This window comes from Idiomarina sp. (genome assembly GCF_019431395.1).
GTDB lineage: Bacteria > Pseudomonadota > Gammaproteobacteria > Enterobacterales > Alteromonadaceae > Idiomarina.
Genome location: NZ_CP080268.1, coordinates 2261834 through 2277968 on the forward strand (window position 1 = coordinate 2261834; position 16135 = coordinate 2277968).

The 16135-nt window shown below is 51.8% G+C and carries 14 protein-coding genes; 13 read left to right on the forward strand and 1 reads right to left on the reverse strand.

All coding sequences use genetic code 11. The features are described from left to right. Positions 1-190 precede the first annotated feature (190 nt). Entirely contained in the window at positions 191-484 is a 294-nt protein-coding gene (locus KZ771_RS10930; protein ID WP_111569416.1) for a type II toxin-antitoxin system RelE/ParE family toxin, read from the forward strand. Between the two features lie 14 nt (positions 485-498). Continuing rightward, positions 499-822, forward strand: a complete 324-nt coding sequence (locus KZ771_RS10935; RefSeq protein WP_081195053.1) for a HigA family addiction module antitoxin — start codon at positions 499-501, stop codon at positions 820-822. 43 nt (positions 823-865) lie between these two features. On the opposite strand, the gene KZ771_RS10940 is transcribed toward KZ771_RS10935, so the two are convergent. Continuing rightward, positions 866-3088: a DEAD/DEAH box helicase gene (locus KZ771_RS10940; protein ID WP_290653465.1), complete on the reverse strand. Its 2223-nt coding sequence runs from the start codon at positions 3086-3088 to the stop codon at positions 866-868. A 531-nt stretch (positions 3089-3619) separates the two neighbouring features. Here KZ771_RS10940 and KZ771_RS10945 point away from each other — a divergent pair. The 11 genes from KZ771_RS10945 to KZ771_RS10995 all read left to right on the forward strand — a co-directional run bounded on the left by KZ771_RS10945 (position 3620) and on the right by KZ771_RS10995 (position 16133). Next, entirely contained in the window at positions 3620-4468 is an 849-nt protein-coding gene (locus KZ771_RS10945; RefSeq protein ID WP_290653467.1) for a hypothetical protein, read from the forward strand. Continuing rightward, complete coding sequence (locus tag KZ771_RS10950; protein WP_290653469.1) at positions 4461-4874, forward strand: hypothetical protein; 414 nt, start codon at positions 4461-4463, stop codon at positions 4872-4874. The genes KZ771_RS10945 and KZ771_RS10950 overlap by 8 nt, the downstream gene beginning before the upstream one ends. A gap of 89 nt (positions 4875-4963) precedes the next feature. Then, positions 4964-5335, forward strand: a complete 372-nt coding sequence (locus tag KZ771_RS10955) for a hypothetical protein (protein WP_290653471.1) — start codon at positions 4964-4966, stop codon at positions 5333-5335. 120 nt (positions 5336-5455) lie between these two features. Next, positions 5456-6085, forward strand: a complete 630-nt coding sequence (locus tag KZ771_RS10960; RefSeq protein ID WP_290653472.1) for a recombinase family protein — start codon at positions 5456-5458, stop codon at positions 6083-6085. A gap of 41 nt (positions 6086-6126) precedes the next feature. Then, entirely contained in the window at positions 6127-6282 is a 156-nt protein-coding gene (locus KZ771_RS10965; RefSeq protein ID WP_008929699.1) for a hypothetical protein, read from the forward strand. Between the two features lie 109 nt (positions 6283-6391). Beyond that, a complete protein-coding gene (gene mobI / locus KZ771_RS10970; RefSeq protein WP_290653473.1) occupies positions 6392-6964 on the forward strand; it encodes a conjugative transfer protein MobI(A/C) in 573 nt (190 codons plus the stop codon). Between the two features lie 176 nt (positions 6965-7140). Next, positions 7141-8082 (forward strand): WYL domain-containing protein, encoded by a 942-nt coding sequence (locus KZ771_RS10975; RefSeq protein ID WP_290653474.1) that lies wholly within the window; start codon positions 7141-7143, stop codon positions 8080-8082. Positions 8083-8109: 27 nt separating this feature from the next. Then, positions 8110-10383: a class I SAM-dependent DNA methyltransferase gene (locus tag KZ771_RS10980; protein WP_290653475.1), complete on the forward strand. Its 2274-nt coding sequence runs from the start codon at positions 8110-8112 to the stop codon at positions 10381-10383. Next, positions 10383-11735 carry a restriction endonuclease subunit S gene (locus tag KZ771_RS10985; RefSeq protein ID WP_290653476.1) on the forward strand — a complete coding sequence of 451 codons (1353 nt, stop codon included), beginning with the start codon at positions 10383-10385 and terminating at the stop codon, positions 11733-11735. The genes KZ771_RS10980 and KZ771_RS10985 overlap by 1 nt, the downstream gene beginning before the upstream one ends. A 111-nt stretch (positions 11736-11846) precedes the next feature. Then, entirely contained in the window at positions 11847-12980 is a 1134-nt protein-coding gene (locus KZ771_RS10990; RefSeq protein WP_290653477.1) for a Fic family protein, read from the forward strand. 81 nt (positions 12981-13061) lie between these two features. Beyond that, a complete protein-coding gene (locus tag KZ771_RS10995; protein ID WP_290653478.1) occupies positions 13062-16133 on the forward strand; it encodes a type I restriction endonuclease in 3072 nt (1023 codons plus the stop codon). Positions 16134-16135 lie beyond the last annotated feature (2 nt).

Genomic DNA, 16135 nt, shown 5'->3' on the forward strand with positions numbered 1-16135 from the left:
AGTGGGAAACTGGGAGCCTTGTATACGCTTTTATCTCTATGAAATCAGCGCCTTGAAGTTGCTCGATAGTCCCTTTCTGTCAGACAAAATTATAGTAACATCGTTTTCTAAGCGGATCCGCTCTCATTTTGAACGGACTTGACGCACAACGTTGTTGTGCATAGAATGAGTAAAAAGTGATCAGGTAACTATGGCGGTTGAATTCAGGGATATATGGCTAGAGGCTTTCTACGACGAAGACCAAAGCCACAAGAAAATACCCAGTACTATTGAAGGCGCTCTGTTCAGAAAAATTCAGATTCTGGATGCCGCAACGCAGGAGTCAGACTTGAGGATTCCACCGGGTAATCGTTTTGAACATCTGCAAGGAAATCTGTCTGGATGGTGTTCTATTCGGGTTAACAAGCAGTATCGCCTGATTTTTCGCTGGGTAGATGGCACCGCCCAAGATACATATCTAGACCCGCATGTTTACAAGGGCTAGAGGAGGTTATGGTAATGAGGAATACAAAACGTCGGCCAGTGACTGTTGGCGAAATGCTCGTCACCGAGTTTCTGGAGCCGATGAACATCGAAATTAGTGAACTTGCCGAAGCAATGGGTGTGCACAGAAATACACTCAGTCGGATTGCGCATGACAAAGGCACGCTGACAGCACCCATGGCAATCAAACTCGCAGCGGCTTTGGGGAATACGCCGGAGTTCTGGCTGAATATTCAGCACGCGGTTGAGTTATGGGATGTTCGTCATCGTGCCTATGAACAAGAAGCTAAGAACGTGAGACGCGTAAAGCCCCACGAGTTACCTCTGAAGCAGGCCTGAAGCACATTTCGTTTCAGCCATGTTTCTCCTTTCTTTGGAAAGTTTACAGTAGCCGTGTTTGCGGCTCGGATTGGGCAAACTGGTATCCCATCGCCTTGTAACCTTTCTCGCGCTTTCGGAACATGCGTTCAAGCATTGGCAGGCTGTTGTCTAGGTAGTCGTAGACAGTAACTTCCTGCTTACCGTCGGCATCCCGGTGAATCCTGCCAGCATACTGCGACAGTGTTCCTTTCCAGGCGATGGGCAGAGCCAGAAACAAAGTGTCCAGCCGAGGCAAGTCAAAACCTTCACCAATGTATTTCCCGGTTGCAACAATAACTTGAGCTTCGTGCAACTGCGACTCGGCAGCCCGGCGTTCCTTGACGCGCATCCCGCCGCGCAAAACAACCCAAGATATAGACTCAGCTTCCAACAATGTTGCCAGCGTCTCAGCATGCTCTCTTCGTTCGGTCAGCAAAAGACAGTTGGCCTCGTTTTGAACGCAGCGTACGACATCCCGAACTATATCCTGATTCCGGGCAGTGCTATGGGAGAGCCAACGGTAGACGGATGCTATGTGTGGTCGTTCACCGTTATTCTGAAAGATGTCCGTCGGTGGCGTTTCATGACGTTCTCGAACGATGACACGCTGGACAAACTTAGACCCATGTTCAGCCCTGACTTTGTGACGAACGGGTCCTGCGACCATAAACATGATTTTTTGGTGGCCATCCTGACGGTCAGGCGTTGCGGTGAGGCCTACAATATATCGGGCGCTGACTTCGTTAAGCAGCATTTCATAACGGGGAGCTGAAATGTGATGGCATTCATCGATGATGACCTGCCCGTATTCCCGGACTTTACTTGAGACCGTATTATCTTTCTTGTTGATCAGGCTTTGATAGGTGGCAACGTCGATCTGACCGGTAGGTTTCTTTTTGCCGCCGCCAATCACACCCACGGATGCACCCTCAATGAAGGTTTCCAGACGCTCCTTCCATTGATCCAGTAACTGACGACTGTGAGTGAGGATCAGCGTGTTTACCTGCCGCTTGGCCACAATGCCAATAGCGGTTACGGTTTTGCCGAAAGCGGTCGGAGCATGAAGTATTCCGGTATCGTGATCGGCAAGCGCCGTCACAGCCTTTTTCTGATCACGACGCAGCGTTGCTTTCAGGCTGACTTCCGGCAGCAACTGGCCGGGCATTCTGCGGTCATCGATTTCTACCGTTATTCCCTGTTCGCGCAACAATGCCTGAAGATCATCAAAACAGCCTCTCGGTACCGAGATATAACCTTGCTCAATCCGGGCACAGGATATGTAACGAGGGATGCCATGAGTTGAAAATCGAAGTGCCTGGGTTTTGAAAAATACTGGATTGGCAAAGCTCGCCATGCGCTTTATTCGTGCCGCCAGTGTCCCTGGTATGTCTGACAACTTCATATAAATGTGATTGGCCAGGGTAAGCGTGATGCTCTCGGGACATCCTGAAATTATCCCTGTATCGACCGGTAAAGCTTGTTCCCACGGCAACGCAACTTCTGCTATCGCATCGGAATCAGGCTCATTTCCAACCATATCTCGAAGCTGAGCCGGTGAAACGGTCTTTTGCTGACTAAGTAGCGCCCACTGATCCGGATACGGAGTTAGCTTATCGTCGACGAATACAGTACATCCACGACTTCGCGCCTCATGCTGAAGCGGAAGGGCAATCAAATTGCCAAATCCACCATCGGGCATCGTATCCTGGTTAGGGAATAGCCGGTCATAAGAATCGAAGGACAGGCCCGGGTGGCGTTCCATGGCTTTGTCCAGCAGCTTGAACCCCAAAGCTCTGGCGGACCAGGCTGGAACGGCGTCCGAAAAAAAGACCCATAGGTGGGCACCCGCACCGGACCGGGAGATCTCTATAAGATAAGGGACATCTTTATCACGACAAGCTTGGGCCAGCGCACGAACATCTGCTCTCCAGTCCTCCTTATCAAAATCTACAGCCAGCAGATAACAGGAACTGTCCGGCAACAATGGGTATAACCCTGCTACATGCTTGCCGGACAGGTGGTCATACACTGCATTGAAATCCAGAGGTTTGAACTTTCTGTGAGGGCACTCGCCGCACTTGATCCGGGGTTTCTGACAGATGCCCTGTACCCACTCATTTGCACAGGCGACAGCATAACCGGAACGTCCATTCGAGCTACTTTCCCAGCGAACCGCATAGACATCCTGTCGGCCGCGAAAGAGGCCCCGGAATAACTCTGCTTTTTGGTTGGGAGTCAATTGCATTGATGTGGGTGATTGTGCAGCTCGCTGAAGCTCGTTCCTCCGGGAAAGTAAGGCTACTTTTTCCTTCTCAAGCTCAGATAACCTCAATGCAATGGCTGTAAGCTCTTCTTCTACTTGGATAAATGCCTCCTACCGCCAAATCAGTCAACCACAATGAACCATTTTTTTTAATTTAACTGATCCTATCAGATATAGCTTCCTAATCAGCAAAACAAATGAGCGCGTTTTCTTACCAGTAAACAGCGGGATCAATAAGAATGGCCCCGCGACCTTGGTTCCGGGTCATCCAGAATAGCACCCGCCACCGCTGTCAGAGTAATTGCGGCGACGCTTTCCATAGGTAACCTCTGCTGATCAAAAGTGCCATTTTCTTTTATAGCCAAAGATATGCCTGCCCCGCCAATTTTTCGCTACGTCCGGTTTTGAACTTTGTTATTTAGTACAAACCATTGATTTAAAAGAATTATTTTTAGTTTTCCTCTTGCATATTCTCAACCTCATGAGAATATTTAATGAAAGCAGGAGGACATAATGAAAAGATTAGCACCCTTAACTACAGCAATACTGGCCGCTGCCCTTGTTGGCTGCGCGGCCACCCCACGAGCCTACAATCCAGAAGAGTCTCGGGCTTTAAACCTGGCGAGAGCCGGTGGCATCTACGATATGGACCTGCGGGATTCTAGGGATGGTACCCGCTCCTACAGTAAAGGCATGTTGGTGCCATTACTGGATCTCGTCAGCCTGGCGACTTCATTCGATGCACCGCTTCGACATCTATCGGGTAGCCAGACGTTTTTGTTCAACGCTACAGACATCATGATGACACCGGATAATCCGTCAGCGAGACCAAGCCTGATGGGATGGATGCCTGCGTCCATGGCCACTTCGGAGGCTCAGGCCTATGAGCAGTATGTGGATCTGGTGGACCAGGCCATCCGGCTAGCTGCCAATGATATGGCGCTGAGTGCTACCAAGCTCAGTAACGTGGAGACGCCCGAAATTGACGGCCATCCACTGGTGCTTTGGTCGATTGAAAGCGCTGAGCATGGATGTGGTGTGGGTCAATGTGTGGTTGCCTACAACATCCAAACTCCAAATCGCTGGAAGTCACCGCCCTATGTGGAAGGTACTGAGCCCGAAAGCTACAACATCGCGGCTAATCATCCAGAGAATTATTCTCGCCTCGTTTTCCGGCAGTCAGGTGAGCAACTCAGCTTCCCTGTGGACGAGTTATACCGCACGGTCAGTGGTGCCTTACCATCCTGGATGGTGGTGTATTTTCCTCCCGGCACCATCATCCAGGATGGAGAACCGCTGCCGTACCCTGTGCTGTACGAGCAGGGGCAGCGACTGATGTTCAAGGAGCCAGATCATGAGTGACTGGCATGATGAACTTGAGTTCGCTCTGTTGCCGCTTGAAGACGCCAAAATCGATAGCGACTGCATGACCTCTGTGATCAGCAATGCCCTGAGAGAGCAAGGCATCTTCCATCAATGCCGTATCGGATACGCAGAGGACCGACTGAGCCGAATGGTCACTGCTCCCCATTGTTGGATCGAGCTCGAACAGGGCTGGTGTATCGATATCCGGCTCAGACAATGGCTGGGCGATGAGGACGACCTCCCTCATGGCGTATTCCTGCCACCCAACTACCCGCGAGTTCGATATCAAGGCAGTGCGTGGCTGGTTCCACGCCTAGACGCGGGAGATTTGAGGGCGATGACGAACGATGTCTACGACAAAGTGAAACTGCCATTTCTGGCTGGACGAGCCAGAGCGGCCTGACGCCGGGCAAAACTTGCATTTTCTCAGGTTCTGGTAGCTTCGAAGTAAAGAACTATCGGGGACTGAGGCCATGGTAAGAGTGGCAAAAAATGGTAACAGTGGGGCTCGCCGGGATCGGCGTTGTCGAGGTCGCCTTTAGGGGTACCGATTCAGCGCTTTACACATGGTATCTATTGTTCGTGCTCTGGGTGGCCACACTGTTCATTCGCTTCGCAATGGCCGCAGTCAATGCTTACAAGACGGTTTTCGCCAAAGGGCCCGGTGGGGAAATGACGTTTCCTGAATTCGAGAAAAAGATGGCGTCGTTTGGTCGAGGCAGTGGTAGGGGAGAAAACGGTCCAAGCCGCACGACAACCTCCGGCACCGGGAGTAAAGACGGCACTGGCGACCCGTTCGATGACTTCAGAGTCAATCCGATCCTCCGAGAAGATGATCCGTTCGGGGAGTTTTTCGACTCTTGAGGTGGTTCCTGATGGGTACACATCAGGGGAACCAACTATTCAGGCCGCTCAACATGACAAGGAACCATTTAAAACAGACCGGCCAAGCGGAACCACTTATAACAGACTGAGGAGGCCTTAATGTTTATACGCGCCTATTTGAGAGCATCGACCCAGGAACAAAATGCCGATCGGGCCAAATCATCGCTAATCCAGTTTGCCGAGCAACACGGTCAGCGCATTGCTGCCTTTTATACCGAGAACGTCTCCGGTGCCACATTGCATCGCCCCGAACTGATGCGACTGATTGCCGAATCTGGTGAAGGTGACATTGTGCTAGTAGAACAGATAGACCGGCTTGCCCGCCTGAAACAGCAGGACTGGGATACGCTGAAGCAGAGGCTGGCAGCCAAGCGATTGGCGATTGTTTCGCCCGAGTTACCAACGAGTTGGCTGGCACTGGACAAGAAAGACAACACCGGCTTTACCGACTCTATCTTGCAGGCTGTCAACAGCATGATGCTCGACATGTTGGCAGCGGTAGCTCGCAAAGATTACGAGGATAGGCGTCGACGCCAGAACCAGGGAATCAACAAGGCCCGCAGCGAGGGTAAGTATCAGGGGCGTCAACCCGATCTGAAGAGGCGACAACACATCGCCAGTTTACTGCGCACCGGCCATAGCTATAGCGAAATCCAGGACATCCTGGGTTGTTCGCGCCATCTGATTGCCTCTGTCGCAAAGGAACAAAAGCAGTCAGATGCAGCATAGGCTGCTATTTGCAATCACAGAACGAAAAAAGGAGAACTCACATGATCGATATGTCCGTCACACTCATTGCTTTCCTAGGCTTTGTCGCCGTTATCCTGGCGATCTGCGGCATCACATACCTGAATGCTGACAAGCTGGAAGCATTTCTCAACCGGAAGTTTAAAGCACGCCGCCAGGTCGATAAAAATTCCAGATAATCTGGGGGTAAACGGCTACTTTTGCCCAAATTGGCAAATTACAGACCCGTGGGTTTGTCTCTGCGGCCAGTAGCATTTCTCTTGAACATCAACCAACAGGAGAATGCTCATGAGCAAACCCAAAACCATTCAGGAAATCACCGATAAGTGGCATGAGGTGGCGCGCGCCGGGGAGTTTGACCATCACCAGGGGCGCCGAATGGCGCTTGATCAATGCAGACAGTATCTACAATCGCTATCCAAAAGCCTGGATATGGAGAGAGCACGCCTACGCTACCTCGCTCAGCGACTGTCAGACCATTTTTGGGCACATAATGAGGCTCATCGAACCAAGGAAACGAGAGGCTACCCTGGCCATCACGGCTGCCGGGTGAGAATGCTGCACGGCAGCTTGGAGATGCATTGGTACTACAACACCTTCGTAAGAGTGAAAAACGGTAAAGGGCATGCGGTTTTCAGTGAGCACATCCGCCGAGCCCTGAAACACCGGTATTCAAAACCGGCGTTTAACCGCGCTCACGACTGGGAAAGGCCGATCATTGAGGAGACCGAAGCCGGGTTTGAGATAGTGCGTATCATGAATGCAAACCTCACTAACATGCGCCGTCTCGTCAGGGCAAACCTGAAGCAGTTGGACAGTTTGGAGGCGCACTTCGATGGCCTTCAGCCCCCGGAATCCTAAACAAAAAACCATTCAGGCCCGTCCCCTTTCGGCGGGCTTTATGCACCCATTTTTCCATCTGGAAAGGAGCCAAATCTTTCACATGTGAAAGTTCTATAGGACAAATCAAAATGATTGCATGATATAGGTTTGTGTAATAAGGTGGCTAACCATATTTAGTCAAAAAAGGTGCGAACGTGCCGGGAAACGCCGCCTTAAAGCTCGAAAATCACTCACACGCCCAGCGCGAGCGCTTGGCGTTCATTGATTTTTGCCTGCAATACCACGGCTCAGTGGGCCGAAGTGAGCTAATGGCGCACTTCGGCACCGCAGTCGCCTCCAGCACCCGGGACTTCACTCTCTACCGTGAGCTAGCCCACGAGAACCTGATCCTCCGTCACGAAAACAAGCGCTACTACCGTACCGACAACTATCAGCCTCTGTTCCACCATGAGCCCCATGCCGCCTTGAAAACCCTGGCTCACGGCTTTGGCGACGGGCTATCGGTGACGCCTGGCCAGTCTGGTTTCTGTGAGGATGCACCAGATTTGATCGCGCCACCACAGGATGTGCTGGCGACAGTGAGCCGGGCCATCAGCCAACAACAGGCTGTGCGGATAACCTACCAGTCCCTCAGTTCAGGCGCTAACGAGCGTGTGGTTGTGCCGCACAGCATCGTCAACAACGGCCAGCGTTGGCACATGCGCGGCTACTGCCGGAAACGAGGTGCATTCCGAGATTTTGTCTGCAATCGCATCACCAGCGTGATTATCGACAAAGCGGATATCGCAGAGCATGAGCATCAAACGTCGGATTCCGAATGGAACGAGCAACTGACCTTAGAGCTCATCCCGCACCCGTATCACAGCCACCCGGAGGCTATTGCGCTGGACTATGGCATGCAAGTGACGAATATGTCCCGGCAGAACAACCAGCCGGTCCGACAGATCAGCATCCGTGCCGCTCGTGCTGGCTACCTGCTACGCCATTGGAACGTGGACTGTAGCCCCGATCATCGGTTGCCAGAGCAGGAATATCACCTGTGGCTGCGTAACCACAACATTCTTGAACACTGCGCTAACGCTGTCCTGGCACCTGGCTATGCCGGCACCGGTGACGAGGCAGCGCCAAGTAGTTAACAACAGATATTAAATAGCGAGAACAGCATGCAACAAAACCATCATCAAAACCTTGTCGGCTTCATCTGGAACATCGCTAACAAACTGCGAGGCCCGTATCGGCCACCCCAGTACCGGCGGGTAATGCTACCAATGATCGTCCTGCGTCGGTTTGACCTGGTATTGGCGGAAAACCAGAAAAAGGTACTGGCTGAGAAGGAACGCCTGGAAGCCCGCGGCATAACCGGCCCTGCACTGGAAAAGGCGCTTTCACGCATTGCCACCAGTGGCCGCAAACAGGAACTGTTCAATACCAGCGGCTTCACTTTCGATAAGCTGCTGGCTGATCCGCCGAACATTGCGGGCAACATGATTGCCTACATCCAGGGTTTCTCACCCCGCGCGCGGGACATCTTTGACAAGTTCGATTTCGAGGCGGAAATCGCCAAGCTGGATGAGGCCAACCGCCTTTTCTTGATTCTCAAAGAGTTCTGTAGCAACGAAATTGACCTATCACCCAAGACCATCAGCAACCTGCAAATGGGCTATCTGTTTGAAGAGCTGGTCAGAAAGTTTAACGAACAGGCCAACGAAGAAGCCGGGGACCACTTTACCCCCCGTGAAGTCATCCGGCTGATGGTGCAGTTGTTGTTTACCGATGAGGAAGGCATCTTCGCGCCAGGCATTTACCGGAGTATCTACGACCCCACAGCCGGTACCGGTGGCATGCTCTCGGAAGCTGAAAAGTACATTTGCGGTGACGGTAACCATGAAGGGTTGAACCCTGATGCCCACATCGAGTTGTTTGGCCAGGAGTACAACCCGGAATCCTACGCCATTTGTTGCTCAGACCTCCTGATCAAAGACGAACCCATCGATAATCTCATCTATGGGGACACGCTGGGCGTGAAAGACGCCAAGAACAAAAACAACGGCTTCGTACCGCACGATGGCCACCCGGAGAAGAAATTCCACTACATGCTTTCCAACCCGCCTTTTGGGGTTGAATGGAAGCCGGAAGAAGATTTCGTTCGTGAAGAGTACGACGACCAGGGCTTTTCCGGGCGCTTTGGTGCGGGTCTGCCCCGAATCAATGATGGCTCGCTACTATTCCTGCAACACATGATTTCCAAGATGCACAACCCGCCGAAACTGGTGGATGGGCTTCCTCTTGATAATAACAGCGAAGGTGGTGACGGCTCGAAAATTGCCGTGGTTTTCAACGGCTCCCCGTTATTCACCGGTGATGCCGGAAGTGGTGAAAGCAATATTCGCCGCTGGATTATCGAAAACGACCTGCTCGATGCCATTGTGGCCCTGCCAGACCAGATGTTCTACAACACCGGCATCTACACCTACGTCTGGATTGTCAGTAACCGTAAGCCCGAACACCGCCGTGGCAAAGTGCAGTTGATCGACGGCACCCGCCATTACAAAAAGATGGACAAAAGCCTGGGTAACAAGCGAAATGAGTTGGCCGAGGAGCATATCCGCGAGCTGGTTCGCCTCTACGCCGAACATCAGCATGACGCGACTTCCGCAGCGCCGGTACATACCAAAGGATCATCAAGACCGACAGGAACCGAAACCCGTACCGTCAGCAAGATCTTTGATAACCACGAGTTTGGCTATCTGAAAATCACAGTGGAACGCCCTCTAAGGCTGAATTTCCAGGTCAGTCCCCAGAGAGTTGCTCGACTCGACGATCAGCGGGCCTTTGCCAATCTGGCCACCAGTAAAAAGCGTAAGGACCAAACGGCCTATCAGGCAGAAATTGAGGCGGGCAAACAGACTCAAGATGCCATTAAAGACCTGCTAGAAGAGCTGGATGGCAACATTCTTTATCAGAACCGGGACGAATTCGAAGCCGTTTTGAATAAGGCTTTTAAGAAGGCCGACCTCAAGGTAGGTGCTCCGGTGAAGAAGGCGATATTGGCGGCGCTGTCAGAGCGGGACCCAGAGGCTAACATTTGCCGTGACAAGAAGGGCAACCCAGAGCCAGATCCGGAGTTGCGCGATACCGAAAATGTAACTCTGCCCGACGATATCAGCCTGCCCTTGCCGCTGAAATACGACAACGAAACCGGGCATGACAAGCTGCTTGCGTTGGTAAAGGACCATTGCGAGACCTATTTGGCTGCTGAGGTATTGCCCCATGTGCCGGATGCCTGGATTGACCACAGTAAAACCAAGGTTGGTTACGAGATTCCGCTGAATCGCCATTTCTATGCGTATGAACAGCCTCGTCCATTGGACGAAATCGCCAGTGAAATAAGTCAATTGGAGAGAGAAATTGTCGATATGCTTTCGGAGGTACTTTAATGAGCACCTACGAAAGATATCCGGAATATAAAAAGTCTCCAAATAGCTGGATAGGAAGTATCCCCACGCATTGGAATATTATGCGGGCTGATTTCTTAGTTCAAACCAATAGACGACAAGTGTCGGCCGAATCTTTGAATGGATTGGAGCTTATTCATTACTCCATACCAAACGTGCAAGAGTTCGGGACCGGGAAACTGGAAGACGGTGATCGAATTGACTCGGCAAAGCTTCTAATTTCAGAGCAACAACTTCTTGTTTCTAAATTGAATCCCAGAAAGTCAACGCTGTGCATAGCAGCACCCGACGATCAATACACCGTTGTTGCTTCATCTGAGTTTGTGCCATTGATTGCTGGGAAAACTCACCTTGATTACTCCTACTATGTTTGGGGGTCAGATAAAGTTAACAAGCTTTTATCGAGCATGGTTCAATCGGTTACACGTAGTCACCAACGTGTAAACCCTAGCGATGTTCTAAAGATATATTGGGCATGGCCGCCTTCACATGAGCAGAAAGCTATTGCTCAGTTTCTTGACCATAAAACTGCGCAGATTGATGCACTGATTGCCAAAAAGCAGTCTCTTTTGGACAAGCTGGCTGAGCAGCGTGGCTCTTTAATTAGTCAGGCCGTTACCAAAGGCCTTAATGATGCTGTTCCCATGAAAAAATCTGACGTCGCCTGGCTCGGTGAGATTCCACGGCACTGGGAAACGAAGCGACTTAGATTTCTTATGACCATGAGCGGGGGGCTTACTCCAAGAACATCCGAACCAAGATATTGGGGAGGTGACATTCCATGGGTCAGCCCAAAGGATATGAAAAGTGAGCGGCTATCAAGCTCAATCGACACGCTTACTGAAGACGCGCTCAACGAAACAACGCTTCGTCTTTACCCGCCAGGCAAAGTTCTTATTGTTGTCAGGGGCATGATTCTTGCGCACACCTTCCCTGTAGCCGTGAATGAAGTGCCCGTAACTGTAAACCAGGATATGAAAGTTCTGGAAACAACGATGAACCCCGAATATCTAGCGGTCCTCTTGCGAGGTATACAGAGCTTGGTGCTCAGCATCGTCGAAGAATCCGCACACGGTACGAAAGTGTTACGCACCGATCTTTTGAAAAATATGGTTTTGCCGGTACCTCCGCGTGTGGAGCAAGACGAAATTGTTAGTGAGGTGGGCAGAATTTCTTCAAGGATTGACAAAATGGTGAGCACGGTTACGGCCGCAATCACCAAGCTTCAGGAATACCGCTCTGCCCTGATCACCAACGCCGTCACCGGCAAAATCGACGTGCGGGACTTCTGCATACCCACAACCACTGAGCAAAGGGAGGTTGCCCATGGCTGAACCTTGTCTCCACCATTGCGAGCATTCCCTCGTCATGGTCTTCAACCCGATTTTGATTTGGACCGGCGACCATTTTGCTGAGGTCAGCAAAATGGTTTGGGAGGCCAATTCATGAAGCTGGAAGACTTTAAAGCAGGCCATTGGCAACAGCGCTATCAGTACAAGAGCTTCGAGCCGGAACCCATTAACCATGACTGGGTGTGGGAAGATGCTTCTATCAACGTGCTGCTGGAGAAAGCCAACAGAGCGCTCGGTGAGCTGAATGCCTTCTCCCTGATTGTGCCGGATATCGACCTGTTTATTCAGATGCACGTGGTCAAGGAAGCACAAAGCTCCAGCCGTATTGAGGGTACACAGACCGCCATTGATGAAGCGTTGCTGCCGGCCGAGCAGATTTCTCCGGAAAAACGCGATGACTGGCAGGAAGTTCGCAATTACATCGAGGCTGTGAACTCGGCTATTTCCCAGTTGGCTAGCACACCGCTGTCTAACCGCTTGCTCAAGCACACCCACGAACTCTTAATGCAGGGGGTGCGCGGTGAGCATAAATTACCCGGGGAGTTCCGTAGCAGTCAGAATTGGATCGGTGGTTCCAGCCTCGCTGATGCGAGTTTCATCCCGCCTCACCATGATGGTGTCGTAGCCATGATGGGGGACCTGGAGTTGTTCTGGCACAACGATCAGATTCAGGTACCGCACCTGGTCCGTATCGGCCTGAGCCACTACCAGTTTGAAACTATCCACCCGTTTCTGGATGGTAATGGCCGTATCGGCCGGTTGCTCATTCCGCTTTACCTGGTCAGCCATGGATTGCTGAATAAGCCGTCGCTATATCTGTCGGACTTTTTTGAACGCAATCGTGCCAGTTACTACGACGCGCTGATGCAGGTACGGACCAATAATAATGTCATCCATTGGCTACGGTTCTTCCTCAATGGTGTGGCGGAGACGGCGACTCGTGGACGAGACCTGTTCCGGGAGATCCTGGCTCTGCGTGCGAAGGTGGAGCAGGACGTGTTGGGTTTGGGAAAACGCGCCCCACTGGCTCGCGAAGCGTTGAACGTGCTGTACCGTCAGCCAATCGTGAACGCAAAGCAGCTTGAAACTGCCTTGGATATCACCACCCCCACGGCTAACGCGCTTATTAAAGCATTGATGGGAAAAGGTATTTTGGTCGAGATGACAGGGCAACAGCGCTGGCGAAGCTATGTATTCGATCCTTACCTTAAGCTGTTTTTAAGTTAAAGTAATTTGGTTACCTTTAACTTAGAGAAAGGGTAAGTTAAAGCTGCCGTGTAGCCAGAACAAGAGTAACAGGATAACAACATGCACAAAGAAATCGACTTTGAGAACGCCATAGAGCAGGCGCTGATCACCCAGGGTGGCTATCAAAAGGGGGATCCCACCAGTTTCGATGCTGAAATAGCCTTGTTCCCGGCGGATGTCGTGAGCTTTGTGCAGAAGACACAACCCAAGATCTGGGAGCGGTTGAACAACCTGGATGCGAGCAAGGCCGAGAGCATGCTGCTGGATGCCCTAACCAAGGAACTGGCCGCAAAAGGTGCCCTGACCGTGCTGCGTGAGGGTTTCAAATGCGTCGGCAAGTCGGTGAAGCTGGCTTATTTTGCTCCCAATACCAGTATTGATTCCGGCGCGGCTGAACGCTACACCGCGAACAGGCTTAGCGTGGTTCGTCAGGTACATACCAAGACGGGCGCAATTCCTGACATGGTGCTGGCTGTGAATGGTCTCCCAGTTGCCACATTGGAGCTGAAAAATGCCATGTCGGCGACTGGATGGACGGTAGAAAATGCCAAGTCTCAATACCGCTTCGAGCGGAACCCCAAAGACCCGCTATTCGCCTTCAAAAATCGCTGCCTGGTGCATTTTGCAGTAGATACCGAGCAAGCGTTTATGACGACCCACCTGGAGGGTAAGGATACCTTTTTCCTGCCTTTCAACCGGGGTTTTAATCACGGCGCTGGCAACCCGCCGATGAAAGGTGATGTTCGTACCGCCTACCTCTGGGAAGAGGTGCTGGAGCGGGACAGCCTTATGGATATCCTCGCCCGTTTTCTGCACCTTCAGGTAGAAGAGAAAACAGTCGTAACCGAAAAGGGAATCAAGCGCCACCGCAAGGAAACATTGATCTTCCCACGGTACCACCAGCTGGATGCCGTAAGGTCTCTGACCCAGCACGCAAAATCCAAGGGCTCCGGCCATAACTATCTGGTACAGCACTCTGCGGGTTCCGGTAAATCCAACTCTATTGCCTGGTTGGCTCATCGTTTGTCCAGTCTGCACGATGCTAACAACGAGAAGGTATTCCATTCCGTGGTGGTGATTACTGACCGCCGGGTACTCGACCAGCAATTGCAGAACACCATCTTCCAGTTCGAGCACAAGTTGGGCGTCGTCCAGAAGATCGACGAGAATACTCAGCAACTGGCCAAGGCGCTGGCTGACGGGGTGCCAATCATCATCTCGACTATCCAGAAGTTCCCCTTCATCAGTCAGGCCATCCGCACGCTGGAGCAGAAAGGCAAAGGCATTTCAATTTCGACGGAAGGCAAACGCTTCGCGGTGATTGTTGATGAGGCTCACAGCTCGCAGAGTGGCGAAACGGCTATGGAGCTGCGGAAGATCCTGAACAAGGATGGCATCGAATCAGCCATTGCTGAGCAATTACTGGACATGGAGGACGAAAGCCTTAGCGAAGAGGCTAAAAAGGAGCTCATCCGTGAGCAGCTCAAACGTGCTAAACAGCCTAACCTGAGCTTTTTTGCGTTCACAGCTACCCCCAAGTTCAAGACCATGGCCGTGTTCAACGAGCCGGGACGAAACGGCGAAGCTCCGTTCCATCACTACAGTATGCGGCAGGCCATTGAAGAGGGTTTTATCCATGACGTTTTGGCCCACTACACCTGCTACAAGCGTTATTACAAGCTGATCCAGAAGGTGGAGGATGACCCTGAAGTGCCGCGCCGCAAGGCAGCGCGGGCGTTGGCTCGCTTTGTTTCCTTCCACGACCATGAGATAGCACAGAAGGTTGAGGTGATCGTTGAGCACTTCCGCACCCATACCCGCCACAAGATCGGTGGCCGGGCAAAGGCCATGGTAGTGACCAGCTCTCGTGAACATGCGGTGCGCTACAAGCTGGGCTTCGACAAGTACATCAAATCTAAAGGCTATACCGATGTGAAGTCCCTTGTAGCCTTCTCGGGAGAAATCGCTCTCAAGGAATATGCTGACAAGACATTTACCGAAGTCGGTATGAACGAGGGCATCAAGGAGTCTGAGCTACCGGATAAATTCAACACCGAGGAATATCAGGTGTTACTGGTCGCTGAAAAATACCAAACCGGCTTTGACCAGCCACTGCTTCATAGCATGTATGTGGATAAGAAGCTGTCAGGCATTCAGGCGGTGCAAACGCTGTCACGGCTTAACCGAACGGCTAGGGGCAAGACAGATACCTTTGTCCTCGACTTCGTGAATGAGCCGGATGAAATCTACAAGGCGTTCAAACCCTATTACGAGGTGACCACCAAGGAAGAGGATACCGACCCTCAGCAGCTCAATAACCTGGCCCACACCCTGTCCACCTGGCAGATTTTTACGGAGGGTGAGGTGAGCGCGTGGTGCGAGATCTGGTTCCGCAACCGACTGAACCCGACGGGCGGCGAACACAAGAAGCTGAACAGTCTGATTGACCTGGCTGTCGAGCGTTTCAAGAAATTGAGCGAGGAAGACCAAGCCCTGTTCAAGGGGCAATTGGTCAGCTTCCGTAACCTGTACGGCTTCGTTGCCCAGATTATTCCTTATCAGGACTCGGACCACGAGAAGCTGTACACCTATTCCCGCTTCCTGCTCACCAAGCTGCCTTACACCACCGATACGCGCACGGTGCAGGTTGATGACGAGGTAGAGCTGAAGTACTACCGACTTCAGAAAATCAGTGAAGGCGCCATCGACCTGAAAGTAGGCGAGCCGGAAGCCCTCTATGGCCCGACCGAGGTCGGTACCGGCCAGGCAGAGGAAGAGGTGCAGTTATCGACACTGGTCGACAAGCTCAATGAGCGATTTGGTACAGAGTTTACCCCGGCGGACCAGCTGTTCTTCGATCAGGTGAAGGAAACCGCCGTTGCCAACGAACAGCTTCGTCAGGCCGTCATGGCTAACAGCCTGGAGAACTTCGAGCCAGTATTTAACAAGCAGCTTGAGAACTTGTTTGTAGAGCGCATGGACGGCAACGAGGACATCTTCATACGCCTGATGAACGACGAGTCCTTCCGCAATATCGCTTCTCAGTACCTGATGCGGGCTGTGTATAACCAGGTCAAAACCAGCGTTGAGACGGGATACCCAAGTTCCGCAGTTAATCACATAAGTGATTGATT

Coding starts and splice junctions, on each gene's coding strand:
- KZ771_RS10930 (WP_111569416.1), top strand. CDS start 191: ATGGCGGTTGAATTCAGGGATATATGGCTAGAGGCTTTCTACGACGAA.
- KZ771_RS10935 (WP_081195053.1), top strand. CDS start 499: ATGAGGAATACAAAACGTCGGCCAGTGACTGTTGGCGAAATGCTCGTC.
- KZ771_RS10940 (WP_290653465.1), bottom strand. CDS start 3,088: ATGCAATTGACTCCCAACCAAAAAGCAGAGTTATTCCGGGGCCTCTTT.
- KZ771_RS10945 (WP_290653467.1), top strand. CDS start 3,620: ATGAAAAGATTAGCACCCTTAACTACAGCAATACTGGCCGCTGCCCTT.
- KZ771_RS10950 (WP_290653469.1), top strand. CDS start 4,461: ATGAGTGACTGGCATGATGAACTTGAGTTCGCTCTGTTGCCGCTTGAA.
- KZ771_RS10955 (WP_290653471.1), top strand. CDS start 4,964: ATGGTAACAGTGGGGCTCGCCGGGATCGGCGTTGTCGAGGTCGCCTTT.
- KZ771_RS10960 (WP_290653472.1), top strand. CDS start 5,456: ATGTTTATACGCGCCTATTTGAGAGCATCGACCCAGGAACAAAATGCC.
- KZ771_RS10965 (WP_008929699.1), top strand. CDS start 6,127: ATGATCGATATGTCCGTCACACTCATTGCTTTCCTAGGCTTTGTCGCC.
- mobI (WP_290653473.1), top strand. CDS start 6,392: ATGAGCAAACCCAAAACCATTCAGGAAATCACCGATAAGTGGCATGAG.
- KZ771_RS10980 (WP_290653475.1), top strand. CDS start 8,110: ATGCAACAAAACCATCATCAAAACCTTGTCGGCTTCATCTGGAACATC.
- KZ771_RS10985 (WP_290653476.1), top strand. CDS start 10,383: ATGAGCACCTACGAAAGATATCCGGAATATAAAAAGTCTCCAAATAGC.
- KZ771_RS10990 (WP_290653477.1), top strand. CDS start 11,847: ATGAAGCTGGAAGACTTTAAAGCAGGCCATTGGCAACAGCGCTATCAG.
- KZ771_RS10995 (WP_290653478.1), top strand. CDS start 13,062: ATGCACAAAGAAATCGACTTTGAGAACGCCATAGAGCAGGCGCTGATC.